Source organism: Nitrospira sp. Ecomares 2.1 (genome assembly GCF_965152585.1).
This window is the reverse complement of sequence record NZ_OZ224219.1, coordinates 1,675,537-1,700,440: the sequence shown is the minus strand read 5'-3', so window position 1 is coordinate 1,700,440 and position 24,904 is coordinate 1,675,537. Positions and strand designations below refer to the sequence as shown.

Below are 24,904 nucleotides of genomic sequence, written 5' to 3'. Positions count from 1 at the left end.
ATTAGATTTTCCGCAGTCAAAGCGGTACGGGATCATGCACAGAAGAAAAGATAATGCATGCCTTCCGTAAAGAACATGTGCCGGAGATGGGAAAGCTCACTGAACACGTTGAAGGTGCAGGACTATGATTTCATGGGCTAAGCACTCACCCAGCGTTTACATCAAAAGTAGCCCGCGCCGCCGTCAAAGGTAAACACATCATGGCTGAGCATGCTCAACGGTTTGATGTTCACTCGAATCAAATTTTGCAATGGAAAACCTTGCGTCTAGACCGAGCCCCGGATGTGTGTGCATCGGGACTCCACGCCAGAGCGGCTCGTGGATGTGAAGGTCCTTCTCGCCTAGATGGGCGAGTTGACATTGAAAAATGATTTTCCAGAAACTGCGCGCACCCAAGCGGCCTGCTGAGCGCAGAACGATATTGAACCGTCTCCACCCTGTATCCACCACCAAACAGCCGAAGGGCTCAGGCATCAGTTGCGGCAGAGTTTATTAGCAGCTTAACGCGTGGCGGGAGAACGACTTTTTGGAGGGTCTGTGGCGATCCGTCAAATTTGAAAAAGTGTAACTTACAGGCTATGACTCGGCTGCCGAAGCACGGGCGGGCGTTGCTCGCTCCTTCCAGGTTTATAACAGCCGCCAGCCTCATTCGAGCCTGGCTAGCCGGACGCCTGATCACGTGTAATTTCAATCACCACCGCACCCCAGAACGGCCTACCCCAAGAGCATACGATCCACTTATCAATGGTGTTCAAAGAAACGGAACCACCTCTATTTGCCTGGTTCAATCCAACCATTTATTTCTTCTTAGGTAAGACACAGGACCCGGTCCCGGTGTCCAGAGGTGGGCTTCCTCCAACAGGCAAGAATTCCCAGTTGTACCGATCGGAGTAGAGTTCGAGTTTCAGAACGCCAAACGTGTCTGCTTGGAAGAATTCACTATTTTTTTGTCGTGTTTCAAGGGAATACAGGGGAGCGCCACCCGTGCCCACGACAAACGCGCGAAAGCCGCGTGCGGGATCAAGGTCCCCTTCGGCATTCTGGCGGGCAAACCGTTCGTAATCATGGTCGTGGCCCATGAGAACCACGCTGACTCCACTGGCATAAAGGGTCTGCAAGATATTTTTCATCCTTTGAGATCCCCCATGTTTGCCGGAGCTGAACACGGGGTGATGCCAATAGGCGAGAATACATTTGGCGTCGGTGCCCGCTAAATCTTGTTGTAGCCACGCATGTTGGACTGAGATCGTGTCGCGATATTGGCTCTTTTCCAATTTGCTATTTAAGGCGATGATGTGCCATTCACCCAAATCAAAACTGTAATACCCTTTCCCCGCCTCCCCGGCCCGGCGGCCCCAGTAAGCGAAATAGGCCATGGCGTTCTTGGTTTTGTATTCATGGTTTCCTGGTACCGGATAGGTTCTGTCCTTGAGCCTCCCCCATGACCGGTTATAACATTCAGTGAAGGACCGGGAGGACCCTATGGGGTACCCAAGATCACCCAATGCGAGAATGCTGCCTTTTCGGCCATAAAGCATGTTGGCGGTTTTTTCTGCTTTCGCATGATAGTCGGTTTCCTCAATCCAACCTACGAGTTCGAGAAGCTTGTGGAAAGTGGGCTCCTTCTCTTCTTTCTCTTCTCCCTCGCTTTCGGTCAAAAGACCCACCATCTGCAGAAACTCCTCCCACTTAGAGTGGTCGCCGTTACATTTTGCAATATCACCCGCAGCAAAAATGGTTTCCGGAATCTCGAATACGGAAGAAGATGGGATTGTTCGTTGGGCATGTGCCGGATAATCCATGGAAAACAGCACCACCGTGACCATCATACCAAGTAGCCAGGGACTAATCTTTGTCATCGCCATGCATGCTTTCAATACCACTCCTTAGAACACCACCGCTTTTGAAAAGAGGGAATTCAGTTCTTCCAGAGTTTCTTTCTTGCTCCATTCATTAGGCTTCCTGAAAATGAATTTGATGCAGGGACACAAACGGCCCACTCACTTGATAATGTTGTTCTGCAAAGTGTATTCCGTGACTTCCTGATGTCATTGAAAGGCTCTCATCATCTCTAAGGTTTTGAAATTTTTCGCGTTTTTCTTTTGTCACAGCCTCTCCACAGGAATTTGCCTGTTGGGGTACGCTTAGTTTGAGCGATTTCGCTCTGTGAGGATGGTGGAAGATTGCACGTGAAAAAAAATTTCCAATAACTGCTCCGTAAAGATTATTTCCTCCAAGCGCAATTTTTTAATGCAGTCGCGGCAACCGTCATCATCCCAATTCAAAACGCCGGAAAGGCATGCATGGCTCACACCAGCTATTTGAGCCGATAGCATTTCCTCATTAATCATACTCGGTGAATATGAAGGTGCGATGAATTTGTCATGAAGATGTTTTCATATAGGAGAGAAAAAGCTCAAATCCGGGTATTGATAAATAACCGTGCCCTCCAATGCCACTGGTTGCGCAGTTGCCCTCCTGAGTACGGACGTCAAGGTGGTTCGTCCTTGATGCGCCCACCGGCCTTCCGATACCGCCACTGTGGTTTCCGCTTGGGAAGGTGGCGGGGCAACAAACGAATCAATTGAGGCGCGACAACATAAATTTATTGATGGATGGCCTCGTAACACATGGTGGGCACCTGGTTTTGGTATTGGGGCCGGTCCGCAATCAATTCCGGGGCAACGCCACGATGTAATTTCTTGTGCACATACTCTCGGACCGCGTGTGATTTGAGTCGGTCCCGCCTCGCTGCCTGGTGGAGTAGACTTTCAGCCATCAGCTGGACCCCTTGCGGATAATCATGCTGTCCACACCAGAGGTTCCGTCGCAGTTCGCGACTGATGCCGGAATGTCTGCTCAGTAGGCGTCGCCCAAAGATTGCGCTTACATGACGGAACGTCGACTCTCTCACCCCGACTTGGAATTTTTCCGGTGCAGGGTTTCCATTTTGGAGGTAGATGCAGGACGACGTCTAGGTAAGCCGTACCAACTTGGTCTGTGATTCTATTCCTGTGGGAAAGCGAAGAGGACCGATTGGAAAACGACCGCCAAATCCTACGGTCGTATAGGTGACAAAAGAGTAATAGGCACGAACTTCAAATCCGGGAGTTAACGTGCACATCGAACGTCCCAGATTTTGGGGAATATATAACCCCAGTACCCCACCGCAAAAATCAAAATTTCTATGTTATGCGCGATTAGCGCCAATAAGATGCCCCAGATGACACCTACCCTTGGTCATCTGGATCGAGAGGGCATGAAGATGAAAATACGGCAGACGACTGCAGTACCAACCATGACGGACAAGGCGACCAGCAGCGTGGTGACAATCAAGGACAATAACGCGTAGCCTCTTGCTCAACGATGGTTCATTCCAAAAGAAAGTCAAAATCTTTTTGTGAGAGAGACACTCCGCCGCCATGAGGAGTGGCTCCTTCCAGGACGGCGTGATAGAGATCCAACTTTTTCTGCTTCAATTCCATCATTTTCTCTTCGATGGTATGACGCATGAGTAACCGCATGATAGAGACGTTCTGTGTTTGCCCAATGCGATGCGCCCGGTCAGATGCTTGATTTTCCACGGCCGGATTCCACCAGGGGTCGAGATGAAACACATAGGACGCTTTGGTGAGATTCAGTCCCTGTCCTCCGGCTTTGAGACTCAATAAAAAGATCGAAGGGTTCGCCCCCTCCTGGAATTCCTGAACCAGTTTTTTTCTTGTGGGCGTCGGTGTGGAACCATCCAATCGGACATGAGGAATGCCATGCGCATCGAAGGCCTGTTCGACGATATCCAGAAACGACGTAAATTGGGAGAAGACGAGCGCACTGTGTCCCTCATCAAGGAGTTCCTTGAGTCGATCAAGGAGACATTCCAGCTTCGGGGAAAGATCGGTATGGGCGGAACTCAGCAATTGTGGCGACAGGCAGATTTGCCGAAGTTTGAGAATCGCCGTCAGCGCAATAATACGGGCCTGCGCGGGCGTTTGACTTTGATAGGCGGCAGCAATGGTTGAACGAATTTTGGTGACCGTCTGTTGATATAAGGTCTTTTGACGATCGGTCAATTCCAGATACAGATCTGTCTCAATTTTTGGCGGCAGTTCTTTGAGGATTTGACTTTTGGTTCGTCGCAACACAAAAGGTCTGCTCCGCTGCATAATGGTTTCTAACAGGGCCGGTGATGGCGTTTTCATTTTTCCCCTGACCTCTTCATAGTCTCCCAGTAGGCCCGGCACACACAAATCCATCAGGGCGTAATATTCCCCCACATGATTTTCCAAGGGGGTTCCGGTCATCACGCATTTAAAATACCCCTTGAGCCGTCTCGCGGCACCGGTGGTCCTGGCCACAATATTTTTAACCGCCTGGGCTTCATCGAACAGAATGACATTGAATGGGATTTTTTCGAGGATCGCAATGTCCCGCCGGATCAGGCCGTAGGTCGTGAGGACGACATCCGCTCCGGCAAATGAGGACGTGCGTTCCTTCCCGGTATACGACTGTATAGTCAGTGAGGGATAAAACCTGGAAATTTCATGTTCCCAATTAAATAAGAGGCTGGGAGGAAGTACCACGAGATGTGGCCCTTGAATCGGTTCCGGGGGTTGGATAATGCCTTCTTTGATTCCCGCGAATAAACAAATCGCTTGCAGGGTCTTTCCCAATCCCATGTCATCCGCCAGGCAGGCACCCAGGCGATGTTGATAGAGAAACCCGAGCCAACGATACCCTTCTTGTTGATATGGTCGAACCGTGGCCCCCAAGGCCTGAGGAAGGGGAATGGGCTCAATCTGCTCAAAGTGCAGTAACCGGTTGATCAACGCCTCGTCCGCTGGAGGCAGGATGACCGTCACTCCCTGCTTTCTCAACGCCACCCAATCCAAAATTTGCAATTTTGGCACACGAACGACGGACTTTTGTTCCTTGTGTTCCAAGCTGGGTTTATTGGAGAGGAAGGCAAACGCCCGCAAAATGGCCTGAGTGTTCTGGTCCACAATCCGGATCATCCCATCCGACTCCATCATGCCACCACGCTCAAGAATTTTGTTGATATCCTTGGCTTCGATCCGCACCCCGTCACAGAGCAATTCCGGTCGTAGTTCAAACCAATCAATGCTCGAAGCGCGTCGCGCATCGATCGAGCAATTCCACTGCGACGTGGAAATGGGCTGGTCTTGATAAAACAGTTCGATTCCGACTTCCTGCAATCTGGCATGAAGGTCTGGAAACAAGGGATAGAGGTTTGTCAGCGGAAGGCTCATTTCATCATGTTCCACCATTCCGTCAAAAAGCGATGGCCCCCACAGTATATAAGGAATGGCATACAGCAAGGCTTCTTTCGCCCAATCGTTCATCACGACGCACCAGTGCCCGTCGTGAACCACCAAACGAACACTGGGCTCTAAGGCCGGCGAGGAAAATCGCTGAAGGATCTGTTCGGCCTCCGCCTTCAGTTTAAATGGACGAAATTCATCCTGCGCAATGCAGGTCTTGATAAGTTTCCTGACATCCGATGGCTTTTGCTGCCCGATCAATTGAAAAAATGTGTCATACAGGAGTGCACGGCGTTTCTTCGCCCTCAACCCGCTCGAGACCGTTTTGGCATTCTCAAAAAATGGAAACATCCTGAAAATAGGGATACTGGGCCTCCCCTTGCTTTCCCCAAGCCAACATTCCGCGCGTAGAATCCCTGTTCTCAAATCCAACACCGAGGCATCCATCGGAATGGTCTCTGGAATGAATGTGAGACGATACTGATAAATTGGCGTCTCTCCGGAGTGGCGATGATCAGTGAGTGAGACTTCTTGACCGGCACACTTGAGCAATACCGACCGCAAAATTCGATCTTGTTCTTGGAGGGGAATGTCGAATTGTAAGGCCATAAACTGGTCTACCGGAATGGAAAAAGTTGGTCTGTCCGTTCCTGTGGGGCGTTCCGATGAAAGCCAGCCATCGCGATTGTGGGGTGTCGAGGGCAGGGCCAACGGACGACTGAGAACATCCTCAGGCTCAATAACCCGTTCCCGTTGACTGTTTTCATACAACAAATCGTACACGGCCCACCCACCTTCATGTTCGAGTGGTCCAAGTTTTTTCGCGCCCAAATCAGCTGCAAAGCCCATACAGGCGTGGGTGTCCCGTTGCACCTCTCCGAAACGCAAACAACAGGCGGCAATCGAGACATGCGAACCGAGAATGTCCAACTCGGTTTTCGTGGTATATAACGAATCCGGCGCCCATTCCACAGGATATTTCCCATCCGCATGCTCAAAGAACAAGGCATGATTCTGTCCGTGATGTTTAAGGAAGTCACGCAGCCCTTCCTGGACGGACCATGCAGGATCCTGGGTGGCACGAAGCAGCACGGCTAGCTCGGTGGGCATTCCCGCAAAGGATTGGCAAATGTTCCCATGGTTGGTAATGCTAATGGAAGACACTCCATGACGGTTTCGAAGAGTAATCTCGAAGCGTGGAGGAGCGGCCGGAGTGGGTGGTTTTGAGGCCAAAGGGCTCCCGACGCGTTCCATGAGTTGTCGCAGGAGCAGCGCTCGTTGGGTGGAATTGGATGAAGGCATACGGAAGGTATCGGGAAGCAGGAGATTGACTGTGGTCAATAGGGCACAAATGACATGTTTGCAATGCGACTCCGGCGTCCACACCGGACAGGTGCAGGAAAAGGTCAGCTGCCCGTTGTGCACACCGAACCGAACCAGATACTGGGTCGCCCCTCGCACCGTAGCCGACAAGATAGACTGCGTCCGGTCCCAGCTATACGACTCGAGCCTTCCTTGGGCGTAATACTCATACCCGCGAAGGACAAAGGCCTTGGATGCCAGGAAGTAGACATGATTCGGAGAGAGGACTTTCAGGTGTTCCAGGACACCAAAGGGTTCTACGGACATCGTTCCCCTATCATCGTATAGGACCCTGAGCGATCTACAAACAGGCACGACCTCTGGCACCAGGGCAATCCCGGTCGTGATGGACAATGCATCATTCGGCAGCAGCACAGATAAGACATATGGATGTTCTATAAAACACAGGCACCGGTCGACCAAACACCCACGGTTGATGTCACGAATTGAACGGGTTTTTCCACTCCAGATGCGTATCGGCCAAAACGCTAATTATACACCACTTATCCTCTGATGTATGCCCATCCGGACCGGGTAGATGAAAAATCGCTGGACCGTCTCAATCCCGCAAAAAACGTTTCGTGAAAAGAAGATCAATCCTTTGTTCTGAAGGGGAGAACACCTTTTGGCCAGAAGCCTCAAAAATTTTAAGCTAAGCCATACCGCGGTACAAAATGGTGATTATTCAACGCGGATGCCTCTGGTATTCTTATGCACCCATGGGAAGATTCATCTGTGGGATTATCAGCCTGCAGAAAAAACATTTTTCCATCAACCCCGATTATCCTCAGGCTTTCACTCGTGCAGGCATAGAGGAAGGAGGGTTAGTTAATGGATTGGAAAAGCTTATTTGACGATCACGGTGCCCTGCATAGATCCTAAATGAAGCTTGCAATGGTAGGGAAATGTACCGGGATGCTTAAACACATGCTCGAACCGCTGTCCGGGTTTATTGAGATTCAATCTACTATCGAACTGTTTTCCACCACCAGAGCAATCGTTCACCCGACAGCCACCACTTGTGACACTGTGGGGTTCTTGGGCGCCATCGGCATAAATCCACAAGACCTTTTGGCCCGGCATAATCGTGACGTCATGAGGTAAATAAAATGTTGTAGCCCGGAACAGGACCACCACCCCTCCAATCGGGACATTAGCCCACTCTTTTTCGGAAGCCAGGGGAGCACGTGGAGCCCTGGCAATCACGAGAAATTCATCTTGAGACGGCTGAATTTCACACCTCTGCCCTTCCCGAGCCGTGACCACCACTTCGTCTACTTTAGGAAAGACCGCATGGGAAACAACTCCATTAAATAGACCATCATCCACCACCAATATGGTGGTGGGTACACCTTCACCATCCGTAGATCTTTGTATATGCAAAAGGCAATTTTTCGCATTCAGTTTCCAGGTCAATTCAACAAAAAAGGGTTCTCCGACTTCAACTTTATCTACCAAGACCGTACGTTCCCCGGATTCCAGATTCAGCCCGAAATCCAGAACGATGTCCCCCGTTTCCCAGCCAACCGTGGCCAACACCGGAAGTGGACAGAACAATATGATCACGCATCCAATGATCCACTCCCGTACGGGTGATTTCATAAGATCCCTTCAATCAGACATGGTTGATGTAGTGAGTACGACTCATCGTTCTCCTACAACCGTCTTTGTGCATATCGTCACGTGATCTTGGTCTAACATTCAATCCCGGTTCTCAGCGGATCTCTTTGAAAAACCCGCTGCCTTTGAGGGATTCATCGTCGGTACCCCAATGAAGAGGTTTGTCTAATTTTTTGAGCAGTGGGATATGCTTGGAGCAGTGGATAAAGGCTTCCTCCACCTCGACCAACGTCCAGCATTCGGGATGACGTCCTCCGGCCACGGTCACGTCCTCGAGAATCGCCGCCGTGACGTTGGGAAGACGCATGATATCATCGTTGGTGAGGACTTTTGCCTTTCCATTGACATGCAGACCGACCGTGGTTTGCAAAAAATCGATGAACATCAGGCCGATTTGTGGGTTCTCAAGTATATTGCCGACACTCGCCATGACCCCGTTTCCGCGATACTCGGGATAGGCCAACATCCTGGGATTGAGCACTCGAACGAATCCGACGGTCCCCGCCCTAAACGAACAATCACATTCGCCCTTGGCATTGGCGGTCGAAAGAAAAACCATCTCCTGTCTGGCAATAAACGACTGCATATTGTCGTTTAATTCGCTTTCCATCTGGTTCCGATAAAAAGCCGCGGCCCGCCGGCCTGTCCCCATCATATTTTGGGCTCGACGCTCTCCTTCTGAACTCACGCACGCTGTCGATTCTTCCGGCTCTTTTTGCATCTTACACCTTCAGTTTATTGTTCAAAGCCAAACCTGCCAGGCCTTGCCTTCGAAAATTAATGAAATTCTCTAGTGGGAGGGCACCCGTTATCTTAGACGCACAGGTTTGCTGAAGGAAAGAACCACATCCCCATCACCTTTCAGAAAATGGAGGAAGGAGGATCAGGAGCAATTATTTGATGGAACCGCTAAAGGTGTTGACGGAGGGGTGTGAGGAATACAGTCCATGCCTCGCCGTATCGAGGCTCATCCCCCAACGTACAGCCGGAGGTGGTCATGAGGGGAAAATGCTACGGCCGAAGAACAAATTGACACTAAAAGCCAATGCCCACTCCGATCCCCCCACCGACCCGGCCTCCGGTGCTCCCACCACCAAAGATGCTGGACCAGGGTCCGGAATTGCTTGCTTGAGTCAGAGACGGGTCTTTCCACACATAGAGGTCTTTAATCACTACGGCGGGGAACTGATAGTCCATCTCATCAAGCTTGCCGGCAACACTCTCTGTCACTTCTCCCACAAGGGTGATCAGAGTATGCGGCGGAAACATGGCGGGATCAAGGAAAGTTTTCTCCATGGCGAGGAACCGGCCTTGTGAGTCGGTGCGGGTCATTAAGGGACGCCGGTACTCATCCAAGGGTAATTGCAACACCTCAAGCCGGGTCCCTTCCTTAAGGCGCTTGACCGAAAGGACTTCCCCTCCAAGCAGGAGTATCTTTCCTTGATAAGACCCGGGATGTTGAATCACTTGCGAAAACGTGAGAGTAGGATCAATCTGATTCCGAAGCGTTTCCGGTATCTCCATGGGCGAGGCAGCGCATCCTCCCATTACACACCCCAGACCGAGAACCACACACTCAATGAGATTTTTCAGTTTCATAAGCCTATTCTATTATATCCTAAGGATGATTGGCGGATGGTATCCCCTCGGCAAATAATCACTCCAACCGGGCCTGAAAAACGGCATGGAATTAGTTAAAGCCCTCACAGATGATACCAACATTTAGAATTCTCCGTGACCCATCTTAACTTCGCCTGGCTGGCGCGGTGATGCAAAGAGGCGCAACGGGATTTTCACCCAGGTCCTATTTGACCAAGCTCAACAGGAAGACTCAACTCAGACAAATCGTAATGCTAATTATGGCCTCGGAACAACCAACGGAAGTAGCGATGCGTCTCACATAACAAGAGACTGTGACGACCAAAAATTGGGAGAACTTAACCCGCATCACCGGACCTCCAGGGATCTGCCTTGGAGCATGAAGTGGCCCGATACTCTCTATATGAACTCCCAATGGGAAGGGTGCCACCCTCTCACAGGAACCGGCCAACCGATGCAGACAAACAAGTTATAAAATAACAACCTGGAAGTAGGCTGGCCTTTCTTTAGATTCCATGTAGACGCACGCCTATTCAACAGGATTGTTCGGGAATGGTCACCCACAGTAAGGTGAACTACAGTAATCCACGACCTGACATGCCATTTCTCCCCCTACGGGTACTACCGGGCTGTCAGAAAAGCAGAGTGAGGCAGATTTTTCGGATAATAGAGCCAACCTTGGCAGAACAACTTGAGTTGGGGAAAAGATCCCCGGAAGAATACCGGTATTTGTGTCGAACGATTAGTGAGAAGGGACAGGTCTCACTAGTATTGAGGTGGTTGCGGGCCCGGCCGTATCCCAACTAAGTCGGGATCTTCCCCATCGAGTACTCTAGGAGGTTCTTCATTTTCAGACTTGCGTTGTTCACGTCGGGCTTCCTTATCCTGTTGCTTCATCCTTTTGACCATTTCACGATTTCGTTTGGCTTGGGTTACTTTTGTGGGTCTTCCCATTTATCTTCCTCCTTTGATATGGGTTATCACGCCTCCGGCTTCCACACTTGAGTGTTAGGTCTCTTTAAGTCTATGCCTGTTTGAGAGACCATCACACCCACTTGTCGAGCCACCGAACCTGCCATGCTCCCATGTACCCGTCTCTTGTCCACCTACGCGGCATAGCCGTCCTACGTGGACTCCCTGCGCGTCTTGGTCACCGGCTTTGCAGAAGTGGAAGAACGGGAAATTTTTTGAGGCACCACATCAAGGCGAGTAGCGCTATCCTGATCAAACCCAGGGCTCGACATCATCAGAACTTGCCGGCGAACCTCATCGATCGGCATGGGGATTTTTTCTTTAGATGGATCAGCGAGGCCAAGGAGATCCCAACGGATCTTGGGCTCCGGTTTAAAGGTTTTTCTATTCCTGACCTTACCACCCCACTTCATTGTCAGCTTCATAAGAAGCCTCCTTCTGGCAAAAAAACCATCCCAATCATGACAAAGAACACGAACCGTCCTGTCGAACCGGGCAGGAAGCGAAGGGGTTAATGAAGGTTTCACACCCTCAAGAATCAATTGTAAAAATCAATCCGCCTAGGAATGAAAGCGCGGAAAAGGCAGGGTAACCACCATCGCTTGCACCGTGAATCAGGGTAGCACTCTGCTGGGAGGGAGTCAAATACAGGAAGTAATCATAGCCGACTCATAAGGTCTATCTCACCGAACTCGTCACGTCCTCAAGAGTCCTTCCTTCTCAATTCCCAAAATCAGTTACGGCAACGTAGAAGGGATGACAAAACTCTTCTCAACACATGGACGTCAGACCTTCACCTAAAGAGCGACCTCTTCACCTTTGGGATTCCATTTCCGTGCGAGATCAGTTGCCTTATTGATCTGTGCAGTGGTCATCTCCTGTGAGAGTAGGTCCAAGGCTTGGATTGATGGATCCAGGCCCTGCTGGGCAGCCAGATACGCCCACTTATAGGCTTGCACCAGGTCCTTTGGGACTCCTTCTCCCTTGTAATACATGAGACCCACATGATTTTGCGCACCACCGTTTCCCTGTTCGGCCGCCCGTAGAAACCATCGAAAGGCCTCTTGATAATCCTGCGGCATCCCCAAACCCTGGCGGTACATCGCGCCAAGATTGTTCTGAGCTCTGGCATTGCCGAGATCCGCAGCCCGACGGTACCACAGTCGAGCCTGCTCAAAATCCTGGGTGACTCCCTGGCCATACCGGTACATATAGCCCAACATGTTCTGCGCTTCGGCATGTCCCTCTTCTGCTAATGGTCGCCATTCAGACAGAGCGGCGGAAAAATTCTCCTGCAGGTAGGCCTCCTCCCCTTCCTCAAAACCGGCCCATACCGCTCCAACCCAAAAGAGTAAAAAAATCACGCCCGTTTTCTGGATAGTGGCCAGAAGTCTCATGGTGTCATTTCTTTCTTTCCCTCACCGTGCGGTGGACTCAGTAAACAGCATGCTTCAACCCTGACAGACGCTCATATCTTCATTGTACTCTATGCCTGTTGCTTCGCTTCAAGTTCCGCCCACCGGGTATACAGGCGTTCCACCTCCTGTTCAGCGGACTTGAGATTTTCATAAGCTTCTTGGAGCTTGAGATGATTGGAAACGATTTTGGGATTTTCTGTTTCCGTGCGGCACAATTCGAGTACAGCCTCGGCATCAAGAACCCGTTTTTCTATCGTGTCATACTCTTGCTGATCACGAAATGAGAGTTTTTTGGCTTTTGGCCGTTCCGTCGCGACACGGGTACCCTTGGTTTGAGTGCTTGACTGGTCTTTGCCCGATCGTTGACGTCGAAGCCATGATTCCCATTGTCCGTAATCCGCAAATTGTCCGTACCCTCCCTGCCCGTCTAAACCGACAAATTCCGTGCAGACTTCCTCCATCATATACCGGTCATGGGTAACCAGGATTAATGCCCCGGGAAATTCCTTTAAACTCTCTTCCAGGACTTCTCGCGTCGGAATATCCAAATCGTTCGTCGGTTCATCCACAATCAACACATCTGCGGACTGAAGCATTAATCGGGCAATGACCGCCCTCGCCTGCTCACCGCCTGAGAGTAACTCAATCGGGAGATCCAGTTGCTCAGGCTGAAATTGAAAGCGTTTAGCCCATCCAGCCAGATGCACGGTCTGCCCCCGGTACATGACGGTGTGCCCGGAATCCGACAACGTCCGTCTCAAGGTCATCTTCGGATCCAATTGATCACGATTTTGATCAAAATACACCACCTGCAATTTATCCGCATGCGTCACGCTTCCCTGATCAGGCTCCAATTCCTTGGCGAGTAATTTCAAGAGGGTGGACTTCCCGGAGCCATTATGGCCTAAGACCCCGGTAGCGGTTCCCGGTGAGATCACCCAGTCCAATTTTTGAATAATCGTCCGCTTGGCAAATGCCTTCCGAAGCTGATGGACGACCATCAATTGTTTGGTGCGCCGACCTGAGCCGACAAAATCAATGGAGGTTTCTTCTTGTCGCAACCGCACTTGGGTTTCAGCCAACTCCGCCTGCAACGCATGCGCAGAATCGATGCGAGCCTTCGCTTTAGTGGATCGAGCCTTGGGACCTCGACGAAGCCACTCTTCCTCCCTGCGGACTTTTCCGGCCAAGGCCTGAGCTTGTTGAGTTTGGCTGTTCAGGAATTCTTCCCGTTTAACCAAAAACTGCTCATAGCCTCCCGAAACCAGAAAGATGCCATCAGGATACCGGGAATTAATTTCTGCCACCTTATTGGTTGCATGGCCGAGAAACCATCGATCATGGCTCACCATGACCCACGGCCATGGAGCCTGGGACATCACCTGCTCAAGCCATCGCATCCCTTCCAGATCGAGATGATTGGTCGGCTCATCCACCAGCATGACATCCGGCGACTGAACAAACCCACAGGCAATGGCAAGACGTTTTTTCCATCCGCCTGAAAGAGGACCCACGATCTGATCTCCCTGACCAAACCCCATGCGCCCTAGTGTCTCCTGCACCCGAGCCACGCAATCATGCGCATGGAGGCCGGAGGCCAACGCGGCCCGTTCGATTTCCTCCGCGACTGTGGAATCGGAATCGAAATCCGCCTGTTGGGGAATATAGGCAATGCGAAGATGCTGCCGTCGAGTGACTCTTCCCTCATCCGGCTTTTCAAGTCCGGCAAAGATTCGAAGGAGGGTGCTTTTCCCCGATCCATTCGGCCCGATAATCCCGATACGGTCTTTTTCTGACACGCCGAGCGTCAGTTCCTGAAAGAGACGCTTGGTCCCATAGGCTTTGGTAAGCTTCTGTCCATAAATCAGCGCTGACATACGTATTACACTCCTTTAAATTCCGACCTTCATAAACCCTGAAATTAATAATGATCTTTTCCCACCTGTGGAACCCATCCATTCCTGCCGGACAGGACTCACCAGAGACGGACCCCGCTCAACCTATTTGCCTTCAGAGACAGGCCACCCCTGCGGGTCGAAGCCCCCGCAGACCCCATGCCATCGACAATCACATCGTATTGAAAGGAATGAAGAGGGAGAGTCACCGGTCAGAGGTAAATTGTCGTAAAAAATGGATTTGCGAGACAAACCTGAACAGGTTGGAGAGTAGGAAGCTTTCCGGTAACGAAAACCGTATACACTTTCACCAATTTTTCACTACTGTACTGCAATTCTCTCTAGGTTGACTACCCCGTCATCATACTCATAAGGAAACACAGACACATACAGTGGAGCATTTTTGTCCCGGGATGGAGAATTATCCCCCCACCATTGAAGGGATCCAGTAGAAACGGGTGGATGATACGTAAGAGAATCTCAGAAGACTCATCACCAAAAAAAACACGTGATAATCGTGAAGGAAGAAGGAGGCAGGGGAGCTAAAGTTCAGAAAACGTAGAAAATTGGTCATCCGTTGCATACATGGGAATCATCTTCTCCATATGCATTTCACATAATAAGGTCTTCACCTGATCCTGAGGATTCACGATAATTATCCTCCCCTTGAGTTTCAGGAATGTCCTGGCGAGGACCACCAAAGCGCCGAACCCCACACTATCCAAAAAAGTTACCCCTTGAAAATCCAGGATAAGCCCTTTTGACTTCGCATCTGTATATTTCTCTGCGGTCTCCTTGAAGGCATTTTTAGAAAAAATATCCAACTTTCCTGAAAGACTCACCACAGGCAAGCCATTCATTGTTCGTTCTTTAATAATCATAGCCCGGCATTGATCCTTCTTTCTCCAAGGCCCGATCCACAGGAGATTACCCCATGTTTCAGTGCGTTTGGTGGGTCTATCGGACCATTTGTAGGGAATCTTGAGGATTATGGCCTGATTCATGACCTTTCACCGGCGTGACTCGATTCCTTTAGCCTATTTTTCCATACTCCCAAGTAAGGGAAGGCCTGGCATGGGAAACATGGAAATCCACAAGGCCGGAAAGCCTTTTGAACAAAGACAAACAAAGGCATTCTTAGGATCGACCTAACGTAACCGAGAGCAGCTTCTGAGCATCTCCACGCTGAATCTTGATCTCGACAACCTGACCGGGTTCGGTACGTTCAATCAGATAATTTTTCAATTGTGCCGGTGTGGTAATAGGCACATCATTAATGGCCACCAGCACATCGCCTTTTTGAAATCCCGCATGACGTGAGGGACCGGTCACCTTGGCCACGACCAACGCCCAACGACTTCCCGTTCTTATGGTTTGGAGCTGAATCCCCAGCACCGAAAACCCCGGCACCCTCCCATCCAAGACGGCGGTCACCACTCGTTGAACCAACGGGCCCGGGAGAACAAAAGCCAATCGGGCACAGCGCCGATCTTCATGTTGCGTATCCGTTTGAATGATGGCATGCATGAGACCCACCAGCTGTCCATGTTGATTCAATAACCCGCCGCCCGAATTGCCGCTACAGGCGGACATATCCACTTGCATTAACCGACTGTTCACCGTCGGCAAAAAGGTATTGGGATTGCCAGTCGTGCCAAAGTTAATGGCCGGCCCCCAACCCAGTGGATATCCGACGGTAAAGACCTGATCGCCATACGTCACATCTTCGTCGGCAAACGTGACATGCGCTTGGGGCCAATCCGATTCAGGACCCTGGAGTTGATACACCGCCACATCCAGGTAAGCATTCGCTCCCTGCCGGGTTGCCGGCAACTCAAACAGATCGTCCGTGACTACATGAATGGTGTCGGGGATAATGACTTTGCCTCCCTCTGTACGCTCTACCGCATGCCGCGCCGTTACAATCACTCCTCCGCCAATATGGATTCCCGATCCCCGAATACTGACGGGCAGTCCATAGTCATTATCAGAAATCTCAGGTTGATCAGCCGGGAGAATCCCGACTGTCGCCAACTTGGCCTGCTCAATGGCATGGGAAATCGGCATTGCCCGAACCTCTCCCAACCCCGGCAAAAAGCCAAGGCCTACAAAAAAAACGAATCCAATGAAAATCGATCTCGCATCACTCATCCATACCCCCAGCGTTTCAGAATGGCCCCCAAAGCGAGAAACAAGTCTCCTCATTCAAACCAACTCACTCTCTCGCGGATATTCAGAAGAACACAGGTCACATAAGATTCGTCTATACATACCTCAAACACAAGATCAAAGCATTATTGGCTGCCAGATGCGAGCGGCTCTAATGGGTGGACTACTCGCTCGCTTCAGGATGGATGACCCCAATCCTTCAGCCCACAGTACAAAGCTTTCATTTGCTGATAGGAATAATGGGCATTCCTTCCACTCGGATTTGGCAACACCCAGACAGGCACACCACAAAGGGGAATAGATTGCAGGCCCACCTGAATTGGATTTCCAAGCGCCAGCTGCTTAACACTGGTTGCCTCATTGGACGAGAGAAGCATGCGTGCCATGCTGACTCCTAACAAGGCCACTAGTCGAGGTTGATATGTCATGATTTTTGTCATTAATGCCTGATGCCCTTGGAGAAAATCCTGTTTTCCCAAATCCTGAACACCGGCGGTCGGCCTGGCAATCATATTGGTAAGCCCATACCCGAATTCAGGCAATTGCCAATCATCCCGATAGGTCAGGGGAAAGGGAATCAGCCCGGAGTCAAACAGCAGCTTCCAAAACCGGTTGGAAGGTCCGGCATAATGATGACCGACCTCAGCCGAGCGCAGACCAGGGTTAATTCCAACAAAGAGAATGGATAACCCGGGGGCCAGATAATCAGGTAACCCTGAGTGCTCATAATTTGTGGGCATGCGTCTCCGGTGCTTGGATCCACCCACGCGCGTCTTCATACATTAATTATACAGAGCACGGGCTTTTGCAGTATTGCCTAAGAACCCAGCCACCACAAGGTAGGAAACGTTTGAAAAATAGGAAGGGATTGTGGAGAAAAACAGGAAAAAGCTAGAAGAAAAATTCCATTCCAATTCGGGCACCTGGCAAAAACCAAATCGCGATTTATTTGGAAGCCAGTTTCGTTTGAATCTCGGAAAAGGTTTTTTCCGCATCAGGGAGAAGATCATCCCGGTTTGCCGCCCTGGCAAGCTCCAACGCCCTTTTCGCTAAATTAAACGCCTCTTGATCCTCTCCCCGCTCAACACACAATCGCGCGACAACCATGCGAGCATTAATGGCTTCAGGATCCTTCTGGATCACCTCCCGCAGCATCGCTTCGCCCTTTTCGGAATCTCCTCCAAATAACCCGGGGACTTCGATGAGGATCGTCCCTTTAGAAGAGAGGGCATCCATATGGTTAGGATTGAGTAAAAGGGTCTTGTCCAGAGCTTCCATCATCCGTCCATATTCAAACACCGAGAAAAGGACTTCTCCGTTGGCCCGCATACGCTCGCCAATATTACAAAACAGGGCAAAATGCGCGTCGGCGGAATTCTCGTCGAGTTCCACAGACTTTTTAGCCAGTTCTCTCCCGCGTTCAAAGTGAGCAACCCGAGCCGTTTCGTCCTTTGCCCGTCTCCCTTCATGACATGCATCCATCGCCTGTTGCGTCAAAATCTGAGAGGATTCCTCACCCCAGACTCCGGGAATAATCAACCAGGAAAGCAGCACACTGGCGAACAAAATATAAAGCATGCGATGAGTCAGGGTCATATTGTACAAGTCCTTTGTGCACTACTCGGATGAATTCCAGCCAACAAAAGGGGGGACAGGACACAAAGTAAATATTTTATACCAAGTGAAATGCTCATGCCAACGCCTGGGGACGTAAAATGTTCTCACCCGGTTTTCCTTGGGGAATTAACGGCCACTGTTGGGATGAAAAATGAGGAAGGGGTCCATGACCAGAGCTCATGCGGGGGGTCGCCGGTTGTCAGAACTTTGCCTAAGTGGAACGGCGGGTTGACTGAAACCACCTCACAGCTCCGACACCCGCAGCATGACCACTAGCAAAACAGGCAGTCAAAAGATAGCCGCCGGTTGGCGCTTCCCAATCCAGCATCTCTCCCGAACAAAATACACCCGGTAAGGTGCGAATCATCAGTCGCCCGTCCAAGGCTTCAAACGCTACTCCACCCGCCGTGCTGATCGCTTCCTCCATCGGGCGCGGCGCAACGAGACGTAACGGCAGCGATTTGATGGCCGTCCCAAGTAGGATGGGGTCGGCAAAGTCTTTCTTGGACACATATTCCCTCAGAAGGCCGGCTTTCACCCCGGAAATACCAACCCGGCGCTGCAGGTGACTCGCCATCGAGCGTGAACCTCGCGGCCGTGATAAGTCTGAAATAAGGCGGGACACATCCCGGTCCGGCGCCAGATCCAATCGAAGAAGCACCGTACCCCTTTTCACAATCTCGTCACGTAGCCATGCCGAAATTGCATAGATCACACCTCCTTCAATGCCGGTCTCCGTCAGAACGAATTCCCCCTGATGCCTGAACTCAACGCCCTCCTGGGTGGTTCCCGCCACGACAACCGGCTTCACGGGATGCCCGGCATAACGGCCACGAAGGTGAGGACTCCATTCGACATCAAAACCACAATTCGTCGGCTTCAGCGGTTCAATGAGAACACCACGCCCGGCAAGCAACGGCACCCATGCCCCATCGGAGCCGAATCTGGGCCAACTGCCACCACCCAACGCGAGCACCACAGCATCAGGAGAAACAAGACGATCTCCCTGCGGCGTGGAAAACCGGAGAGTCTCGCTTCCCGCCCAGCCACACCAGCGATGCCGCACGTGAATCGTCATTCCATGCTGGCGCAATCGGCGTAACCAAGACCGCAAAAGAGGTGCAGACTTAAGGTCAGTAGGGAACACGCGGCCGGATGTTCCAATAAACGTCTCCACACCCAATTCACGAGCCCACTCGCGCAAGGCATCCGGCCCAAATCCGGCAAGCAACGATCGGATCTGTTCCTGCCGAGGACCATATCGCAAAATAAAATTCCCTAATGGCTCAGAATGCGTCAAGTTGAGCCCACCCTTCCCTGCTAACAAAAATTTTCGACCGACGGAGGCCATGGCGTCATATAGATCCACGCGTGCGCCCATGGCAATCGCGGCCTCCGCAGCCATCAGGCCCGCAGGCCCCCCGCCGATCACCGCAATCTTCATATTATCTGACTTCAACGGCATGGAAGACCCACAGGAAGTGAAGGTAAAAAAGCGTGATCACAAGACAAATATGCCAATCGTCTCTGAGTAGGTATTTCGGATTCTTTCCTGATCCATAGGCTCCTCACGAAGGGAATTCATCACACCAATTCCCTTCACAAGTAATGTGATTTGCCCGAAGAGAAGGGTTTCATTAAGATACTTCAAGCCCATACATCACGTATTAGATCTCCCCCTGGTAGACTTCACAAGACAGGAGAATTGAATTCAATGGAGCAGGAAGAAATTCGACAATTGTGGGCCGACGGTGAGGATTGGATCATCAAGCGCCAACATAATCAATATTTCCATCGTCCGGACGGAAAATACGGAGACTGGAAATCCGGGCTCCCTCCCGGCGTGCTAAAACCGGACGTCGACACCCTCTTCGATGATTAGATGGTGGGGTCTTCCTCATCTCAAATGGAAAATTACAACGTCAAAAAAAAATTCATTTCATCTCACGAATTGTTCCAGAGAGAGCCCCTCACGACCCCCATGCGATTTTCCGGACGAATCATTGGTTTGCTCAAGGAGTACATGCATGACTTAGTCGAGCAGGCAAAACAGGAGGAAGCCGCCCACGCCAGCTTCGGCTTCGCTTCCCACCCCTATCGGGCAGACGAGGCCATCTCTGATCTCCTGGCTATTTTGGATGACCGGATTGAATCAGAAGGCGTCCAGGTTGGGCTTCCCATGGAATTTCTTCACCAGATGTGGACCCTGTGCAACCAAGCCACCACTCACATTTCGGAAACCGTCTGGTTGCGGAAAAACCTGGATCAGGGCACTGGATCAAAAGCGGAAGTCCGGCAACTCACCTACCAAGCCCTCATTGCATTCCTGGAGTCTCAACCCGAAGAAGACGAGTCGAGCGGAGCGACTCCCAACTGAATTGCTATCCAGCCATCCCACCTCCTGACATGGCGTCGAAGCCATCCCTGTCCTTCCAACTGTCCGACAATCTCAGCTTCATCTTCCTCCAGCAACCCGGACAACACCAATTGCGTATGCAAACCCCGCATCCTGGAAAATTGACCCATTACTTGAAGTATTGTTTTGCGATCCAGGTTGGCCAGAATGACATCAAATGATTGATCGGGTAGCGTGGCTAATTGGCAGGAGGACAGTGTCAATTCTTGTTGAATGTTATTCACGGCTGCGTATTCCCTGGCACAGTCCAGCGCCGTGGTATCCACATCAATTCCCAGCGCCGTGGTCGCTCCCAGGCGTAATGCCGCCATCGCGAGAATGCCACTCCCGGTCCCGACATCCAGCACCCGCATGCCCGGAACCCACGTGACCCCTTCCAACCATTCCAGAATCAATTGGGTAGTAGCATGATGACCGGTCCCAAACGCCTGCTTGGGATCAATGATCAATTCCACTCCATCCTTGGGCATGTCCATGGTGGCCCAACTCGGGCGGATCCCAATTCGACGGCCGATATGAATAGGCTGAACGGACGCCGCCCAGGTGGCATTCCAATCCTGGGCTTTCACGGGCTGAAACTGCAGTGACCCTTCCGGGGGAACAACAACACCCAATGCGCTGATCGCCGACCGAACCTGCTGAAGAATGGCTGCTCCATTCTTACTCCAATAGAGCACGACCGAACCCTCCGCCTCCCATGCCCCCAGAAATTCCTGGCAATCCAGAATCCCCGCCAACTCAGAAGCATCCACCGAAACCGGAACCGTCATTTCAAAGACCGTCGCATCCATACAAGCTTTTCCATTATTTAAACGTTTTTCAATTGTACGCTACTGCTGCCACTCATTTCTCAGGGGAAGAAAACAGGAGGCCCTCTTCAAATAAGCGCAAACTGTGTGGAGAGAAAGAAGTCCGCTGAGAACTCTGTGTCATCAGAATCCGACTGACCGCATGCTTCAACAAGCTCTTGGCCAATTTCTATTGACGGGATCATGCAGAGCGGCTAATGTCCGCAGGCCCTATGAAACATACCTCTACCGATAGACGAGAACAAGCGATCCTTCGCCTCATTCACCGCACCGAGCGGATGCAGGCGAAAGGCGCCATTGCCAGCCAACAGTTCAGCCGATGGAGAATGGGGATATTCCTTGCTGGCGCCGCGATCACGATCGGGGTCTATCAACAGGCCTGGTTTCATACCGGGAATGGACTACTTCTTATCTTCCTCATCGGATTTCTGACTATATCCTGGTTTCACCAGCGATTGAAATCCCGGTTGCATCGATTACGGCTCTGGTTGGAAATTAAACAAGACAGCTTCGCTCGCTTGCAACTTGATTGGCCTCATATATCAGCCAACGAACACAAGACCCCTGAGCGACATCCGTTCGCCTTAGACCTCGACCTCACGGGTCCACATTCCCTGCTGGGCCTGATCGACACCACCTTTTCCTCCATTGGTCAAGAGCGCATCGCCACCTGGCTCTTTCAATCCAATCTTCCCGAATCGGACGGGCTATCATGGACAACCAGGCAGACCTTGGTCAAAGAACTCACCCCGCTCTCCCGTTTGAGGGACCGTTGTCTCTTAGCCACCAGGCTCATTAGCTCCGTACGGCTAAATGGCACCCGGATTATTTCCCTGCTTGAAGCGCCCATCGCCATCAGGTATCTATCTCTGATTATCATCGCCGCATGCGCCCTGACGAGTCTCACTATTGCCTTAGGGCTCTGGACGCTCCTTACGGGAGCACCAAATTTTTGGTTGCTTCCCCTCACCCTCTATCTCGGAACGTATTTTCTCCTCTCGGGATCCATTCATCCGCTGTTTGGCCGAGTCCTCGCCCTCCATGAAGAGCTGGAAAAACTTGTCAGCGTGATTGCCACACTTGAACGATCAACATTCTCCCGTCAACCGACCATCCGACAGGTCTGCCAGTCCATTTTGACCAAACAGCATCGTCCAACCCAGAGCCTCAAACAACTCAGCCGCATCTGCCAGGGGCTGAGCGTCAAGGCCCACCCGCTGATCCATCTAGGCCTTAATGCCCTGATGCCCTGGGACCTGTTGTTTGTCGGAAAACTCAATCGCCTCATCACGCGCCTTCGCGCATCGCTTCCTGACTGGCTGGATACCATTGGCACACTTGATGCCGCCAGCGCCCTCGCGCGGTATGCCTATCTCAATCCGGATTATCTCTGGCCACATCTTGAGGCAACGAATGTCACTCCGGACACACGAGGCCTCACCACATGCGGCCTCGGCCATCCGCTTATTCCACGTGCTCATCGCATTACCAATGATCTGGAGTTGCGAGGGGAAGGCCATCTCCTTCTGATCACCGGTTCGAACATGTCAGGGAAAAGCACGTTTCTGCGAACAGTGGGTATTAACCTGTGCCTGGCCCAGGCAGGAGCCCCGGTATGTGCCGGAATATTTTCCTGGACCTGGTTGCGTCTTTATTGTTGCATACGAGTCACGGATGCCCTGGACGAAGGGTTGTCGTATTTCTACGCGGAGGTCAAACGCTTGAAAGTCATTCTGGAGGCCGTGAAAAGCCCCAATCCTGATCCTGTTCTCTTTCTCATTGATGAAATCTATCGGGGCACCAATAATCGTGAACGGCGGGCGGGAAGCGAAGCCTTTGTGCAGGCCCTTCAACAAAGCCGTGGACTGGGTATGATTTCAACTCACGATTTGGAACTCACAGGATTGGCCAGTGGTAACGGGCATATCCGGAATGCCCACTTTCAGGAAACCGTCGAAGCAGGCACGTTGCATTTCGATTATCAACTACGACCGGGCCCCTGCCCCACCACCAATGCGCTCCGTATCATGGCCCAGGAAGGCCTTCCCATCCCATCCGATCACTCCTCGAATCCACATAAGGAGTGTTGAAAAAGGCCGCCAGCCGCGTTCTCACCCCTTGGCCGTGCTGACGTACTCATCCGTACGCTCCGCTCGTCCAAGCGGCTGCGGCCTTTCCTTCGAGAAGCCTCAGGACAGGACTGGACGAGCCCTTTTGAACACTCCACTATTTTTCTTTTGTGGACCTCGGTCACGCATCGGTTCATGCAAAGGCCACATATCTGAAATATTCAACAGCCCTACAAGCAGAATAATAGAAGGCGCCAACTCCCCGTCATGCCTGCCGCCAGCTGCCCAAAAATTTACCCATCTGGTCATTCCCGACATTGCTTATCGGGAATCCATCTGAGACTTTTCCTGATGGATCCCCGCTGACTAAATGCGGAGACAACAATAGCAGGGTCATCACATTTTTCATTGGGAATCAATCTTGGCGTAATTCTGTCGAATTTGGCTCTCCTCTTAGTACTTGCGGGGCCACCTGATTGCACATTGTCATTCTGAGCCCACGGCGAAGAATCTGTGCCCAGGTCGAAACACCTTGAGGTCCAGCCAGATCCTTCTGCCTCCTTGAAATGGCATACCTTTTTCTTTCGTTGCATATCCTCATGAAGATGACTCCCCACTACCTACAGGCGATGATGACGAAATGGAAAGACGGGAAGGACGGAGCCATAGCACAAAAAATCCTCCGTCAAAAAACGATGCAAGAGAAATTTAGGGAGTGATGAGGCGAACTTCGCTTTGGGCCTGGTCGGTTTTAGAACCGGTGGAGGTGCCGCAATGGGCACAGAGGTATTCGTAGAGACTTCCGGTAGGGAGCACTAAAAGAAGACGCTCACGAGCCGGAGTCGCAGTCTGACATTTTGGACAAAACAGCAACGACGCCCGGAGCGATTCGAATTGTTTAGCTTGGCCTGGAGGAGCCGGAGGACGAGCCCCACCCATCCGAGGCGTGGGTCGAGGACCTGTAGGAAATGGCGGTCTAGACATACGCAGATCTTAGCGAAGGGCCCTAGTCCGGTCAAGATCGCTTCGCATCATTGAGGAAGACCATTGATACATGACCCAACATTCAAGCCACACCACTCACGCGTGACAACCATCTACCCGTGCTTCCTGTCGCTGAATATGATCACTGTGGATCCACTCCCCGCCGCTTGGCGATTTCTTTCGCAATAATGGCCTGCCAGCCTTGATTAAATAAATCTCGTGTGGCCTGTATCGTGGGAATGGGAAGAGGCCCCGCTTCATGGGCTAAACGAAGTTGCTCAAAATTATCCATCATAAGCGTCAACTGTTTGGCCGTGAACTCATTTGTGGGATCGCTCTGTGCGCGCAGTCGCAGGGAGCGAAGCTGGACCAGATAGTCCTGATAAAAGACCTGATCCCACGAATAGTGAGCCTGTGATTCCCCGGCATGGGTTTCGAGTCGGGTTAAAAAGGCGTCCATCTTTTTTTGGAGCGATGTTGCCGTCCGATCCATTTCCGGATCATAAGAAGAAATTAAGGTGACGTGGCAACCAACCAGACCCAGTTGCACACACACCAAAATCCATAGAAAACATCGAAAACGAAATGCGGAGGAAAACGTCAGGATGTTAGCTACCATTGGGATAATCGCCTTTTTGTTGAGATTCCATGGTGGGGAGAGCCACCGGACATGAATAGTTTTGCAACCCATTCCT

General features: G+C 51.3%; 24 protein-coding genes and 1 pseudogene. 5 read left to right on the top strand and 20 right to left on the bottom strand.

Going from position 1 to position 24,904, the window contains the following annotated elements; genetic code table 11:
• Window positions 1-589 precede the first annotated feature (589 nt).
• A pseudogene (locus tag ACWHYD_RS07435) lies at window positions 590-685 on the top strand (integrase core domain-containing protein); the annotation flags it as partial.
• Between the two features lie 112 nt (window positions 686-797).
• On the opposite strand, the gene ACWHYD_RS07430 reads toward ACWHYD_RS07435, so the two are convergent.
• The 4 genes from ACWHYD_RS07430 to ACWHYD_RS07415 form a co-directional block, all read right to left on the bottom strand.
• Window positions 798-1,859 carry a metallophosphoesterase family protein gene (locus ACWHYD_RS07430; protein WP_447965273.1) on the bottom strand — a complete coding sequence of 354 codons (1,062 nt, stop codon included), beginning with the start codon at window positions 1,857-1,859 and terminating at the stop codon, window positions 798-800.
• A 94-nt stretch (window positions 1,860-1,953) separates the two neighbouring features.
• On the bottom strand, window positions 1,954-2,109 hold the full coding sequence (locus ACWHYD_RS07425; RefSeq protein WP_447965272.1) for a hypothetical protein: 156 nt from the start codon (window positions 2,107-2,109) through the stop codon (window positions 1,954-1,956).
• Window positions 2,110-2,605: 496 nt separating this feature from the next.
• Complete coding sequence (locus tag ACWHYD_RS07420; protein WP_447965271.1) at window positions 2,606-2,779, bottom strand: hypothetical protein; 174 nt, start codon at window positions 2,777-2,779, stop codon at window positions 2,606-2,608.
• 195 nt (window positions 2,780-2,974) lie between these two features.
• Window positions 2,975-3,124 (bottom strand): ion channel, encoded by a 150-nt coding sequence (locus tag ACWHYD_RS07415; protein WP_447965270.1) that lies wholly within the window; start codon window positions 3,122-3,124, stop codon window positions 2,975-2,977.
• A gap of 99 nt (window positions 3,125-3,223) precedes the next feature.
• Here ACWHYD_RS07415 and ACWHYD_RS07410 point away from each other — a divergent pair, with 99 nt between their 5' ends.
• The gene (locus ACWHYD_RS07410; RefSeq protein ID WP_447965269.1) at window positions 3,224-3,352 is read left to right on the top strand and encodes a hypothetical protein; all 129 of its coding nucleotides are present in this window, start codon (window positions 3,224-3,226) and stop codon (window positions 3,350-3,352) included.
• Between the two features lie 19 nt (window positions 3,353-3,371).
• Here the strand turns inward: ACWHYD_RS07410 and ACWHYD_RS07405 are convergent, their stop codons facing one another.
• From ACWHYD_RS07405 to ACWHYD_RS07345, 13 genes are all read right to left on the bottom strand, one after another.
• Window positions 3,372-6,908, bottom strand: a complete 3,537-nt coding sequence (locus ACWHYD_RS07405) for a DEAD/DEAH box helicase (protein WP_447965268.1) — start codon at window positions 6,906-6,908, stop codon at window positions 3,372-3,374.
• Window positions 6,909-7,487: 579 nt separating this feature from the next.
• Window positions 7,488-8,243: a cupredoxin domain-containing protein gene (locus ACWHYD_RS07400; RefSeq protein ID WP_447965267.1), complete on the bottom strand. Its 756-nt coding sequence runs from the start codon at window positions 8,241-8,243 to the stop codon at window positions 7,488-7,490.
• 112 nt (window positions 8,244-8,355) lie between these two features.
• A complete protein-coding gene (locus ACWHYD_RS07395; RefSeq protein WP_447965266.1) occupies window positions 8,356-8,982 on the bottom strand; it encodes a pyridoxamine 5'-phosphate oxidase family protein in 627 nt (208 codons plus the stop codon).
• A gap of 314 nt (window positions 8,983-9,296) precedes the next feature.
• Window positions 9,297-9,860, bottom strand: coding sequence for a Slp family lipoprotein (locus ACWHYD_RS07390; protein WP_447965265.1), 564 nt, complete (start codon window positions 9,858-9,860; stop codon window positions 9,297-9,299).
• 765 nt (window positions 9,861-10,625) lie between these two features.
• Entirely contained in the window at window positions 10,626-10,814 is a 189-nt protein-coding gene (locus ACWHYD_RS07385) for a hypothetical protein (protein ID WP_342346441.1), read from the bottom strand.
• Between the two features lie 170 nt (window positions 10,815-10,984).
• A complete protein-coding gene (locus ACWHYD_RS07380) occupies window positions 10,985-11,257 on the bottom strand; it encodes a hypothetical protein (protein ID WP_447965264.1) in 273 nt (90 codons plus the stop codon).
• Between the two features lie 372 nt (window positions 11,258-11,629).
• The gene (locus ACWHYD_RS07375; protein ID WP_447965263.1) at window positions 11,630-12,229 is read right to left on the bottom strand and encodes a tetratricopeptide repeat protein; all 600 of its coding nucleotides are present in this window, start codon (window positions 12,227-12,229) and stop codon (window positions 11,630-11,632) included.
• An 89-nt stretch (window positions 12,230-12,318) separates the two neighbouring features.
• The gene (locus tag ACWHYD_RS07370) at window positions 12,319-14,127 is read right to left on the bottom strand and encodes an ABC-F family ATP-binding cassette domain-containing protein (RefSeq protein ID WP_447965262.1); all 1,809 of its coding nucleotides are present in this window, start codon (window positions 14,125-14,127) and stop codon (window positions 12,319-12,321) included.
• Window positions 14,128-14,687: 560 nt separating this feature from the next.
• Window positions 14,688-15,026, bottom strand: a complete 339-nt coding sequence (locus ACWHYD_RS07365) for an STAS domain-containing protein (protein ID WP_447965261.1) — start codon at window positions 15,024-15,026, stop codon at window positions 14,688-14,690.
• Between the two features lie 256 nt (window positions 15,027-15,282).
• A complete protein-coding gene (locus ACWHYD_RS07360; RefSeq protein ID WP_447965260.1) occupies window positions 15,283-16,296 on the bottom strand; it encodes a S1C family serine protease in 1,014 nt (337 codons plus the stop codon).
• A 194-nt stretch (window positions 16,297-16,490) separates the two neighbouring features.
• Window positions 16,491-17,054 carry a mismatch-specific DNA-glycosylase gene (locus tag ACWHYD_RS07355; RefSeq protein ID WP_447965259.1) on the bottom strand — a complete coding sequence of 188 codons (564 nt, stop codon included), beginning with the start codon at window positions 17,052-17,054 and terminating at the stop codon, window positions 16,491-16,493.
• 205 nt (window positions 17,055-17,259) lie between these two features.
• Complete coding sequence (locus ACWHYD_RS07350) at window positions 17,260-17,910, bottom strand: tetratricopeptide repeat protein (protein WP_447965258.1); 651 nt, start codon at window positions 17,908-17,910, stop codon at window positions 17,260-17,262.
• A 232-nt stretch (window positions 17,911-18,142) separates the two neighbouring features.
• Window positions 18,143-19,375 (bottom strand): TIGR03862 family flavoprotein, encoded by a 1,233-nt coding sequence (locus ACWHYD_RS07345; RefSeq protein ID WP_447965257.1) that lies wholly within the window; start codon window positions 19,373-19,375, stop codon window positions 18,143-18,145.
• Window positions 19,376-19,645: 270 nt separating this feature from the next.
• Here ACWHYD_RS07345 and ACWHYD_RS07340 point away from each other — a divergent pair, with 270 nt between their 5' ends.
• Together ACWHYD_RS07340 and ACWHYD_RS07335 are read left to right on the top strand one after the other, a co-directional pair.
• A complete protein-coding gene (locus ACWHYD_RS07340) occupies window positions 19,646-19,813 on the top strand; it encodes a hypothetical protein (RefSeq protein WP_447965256.1) in 168 nt (55 codons plus the stop codon).
• Window positions 19,814-19,954: 141 nt separating this feature from the next.
• Complete coding sequence (locus ACWHYD_RS07335) at window positions 19,955-20,308, top strand: hypothetical protein (RefSeq protein WP_447965255.1); 354 nt, start codon at window positions 19,955-19,957, stop codon at window positions 20,306-20,308.
• On the opposite strand, the gene ACWHYD_RS07330 is transcribed toward ACWHYD_RS07335, so the two are convergent.
• Window positions 20,266-21,138, bottom strand: coding sequence for a 50S ribosomal protein L11 methyltransferase (locus ACWHYD_RS07330; RefSeq protein ID WP_447965254.1), 873 nt, complete (start codon window positions 21,136-21,138; stop codon window positions 20,266-20,268). The two genes, ACWHYD_RS07335 and ACWHYD_RS07330, sit on opposite strands and share 43 nt — an antisense overlap.
• A gap of 230 nt (window positions 21,139-21,368) precedes the next feature.
• On the opposite strand from ACWHYD_RS07330, the gene ACWHYD_RS07325 reads away from it, so the two are divergent.
• Window positions 21,369-23,246 (top strand): MutS family DNA mismatch repair protein, encoded by a 1,878-nt coding sequence (locus ACWHYD_RS07325; protein WP_447965253.1) that lies wholly within the window; start codon window positions 21,369-21,371, stop codon window positions 23,244-23,246.
• A gap of 687 nt (window positions 23,247-23,933) precedes the next feature.
• Here ACWHYD_RS07325 and ACWHYD_RS07320 read toward each other — a convergent pair.
• Both ACWHYD_RS07320 and ACWHYD_RS07315 read right to left on the bottom strand, forming a co-directional pair.
• Window positions 23,934-24,209: a cytoplasmic protein gene (locus tag ACWHYD_RS07320; RefSeq protein WP_447965252.1), complete on the bottom strand. Its 276-nt coding sequence runs from the start codon at window positions 24,207-24,209 to the stop codon at window positions 23,934-23,936.
• A gap of 142 nt (window positions 24,210-24,351) precedes the next feature.
• Entirely contained in the window at window positions 24,352-24,828 is a 477-nt protein-coding gene (locus ACWHYD_RS07315; RefSeq protein ID WP_447965251.1) for a hypothetical protein, read from the bottom strand.
• Window positions 24,829-24,904: the final 76 nt, after the last annotated feature.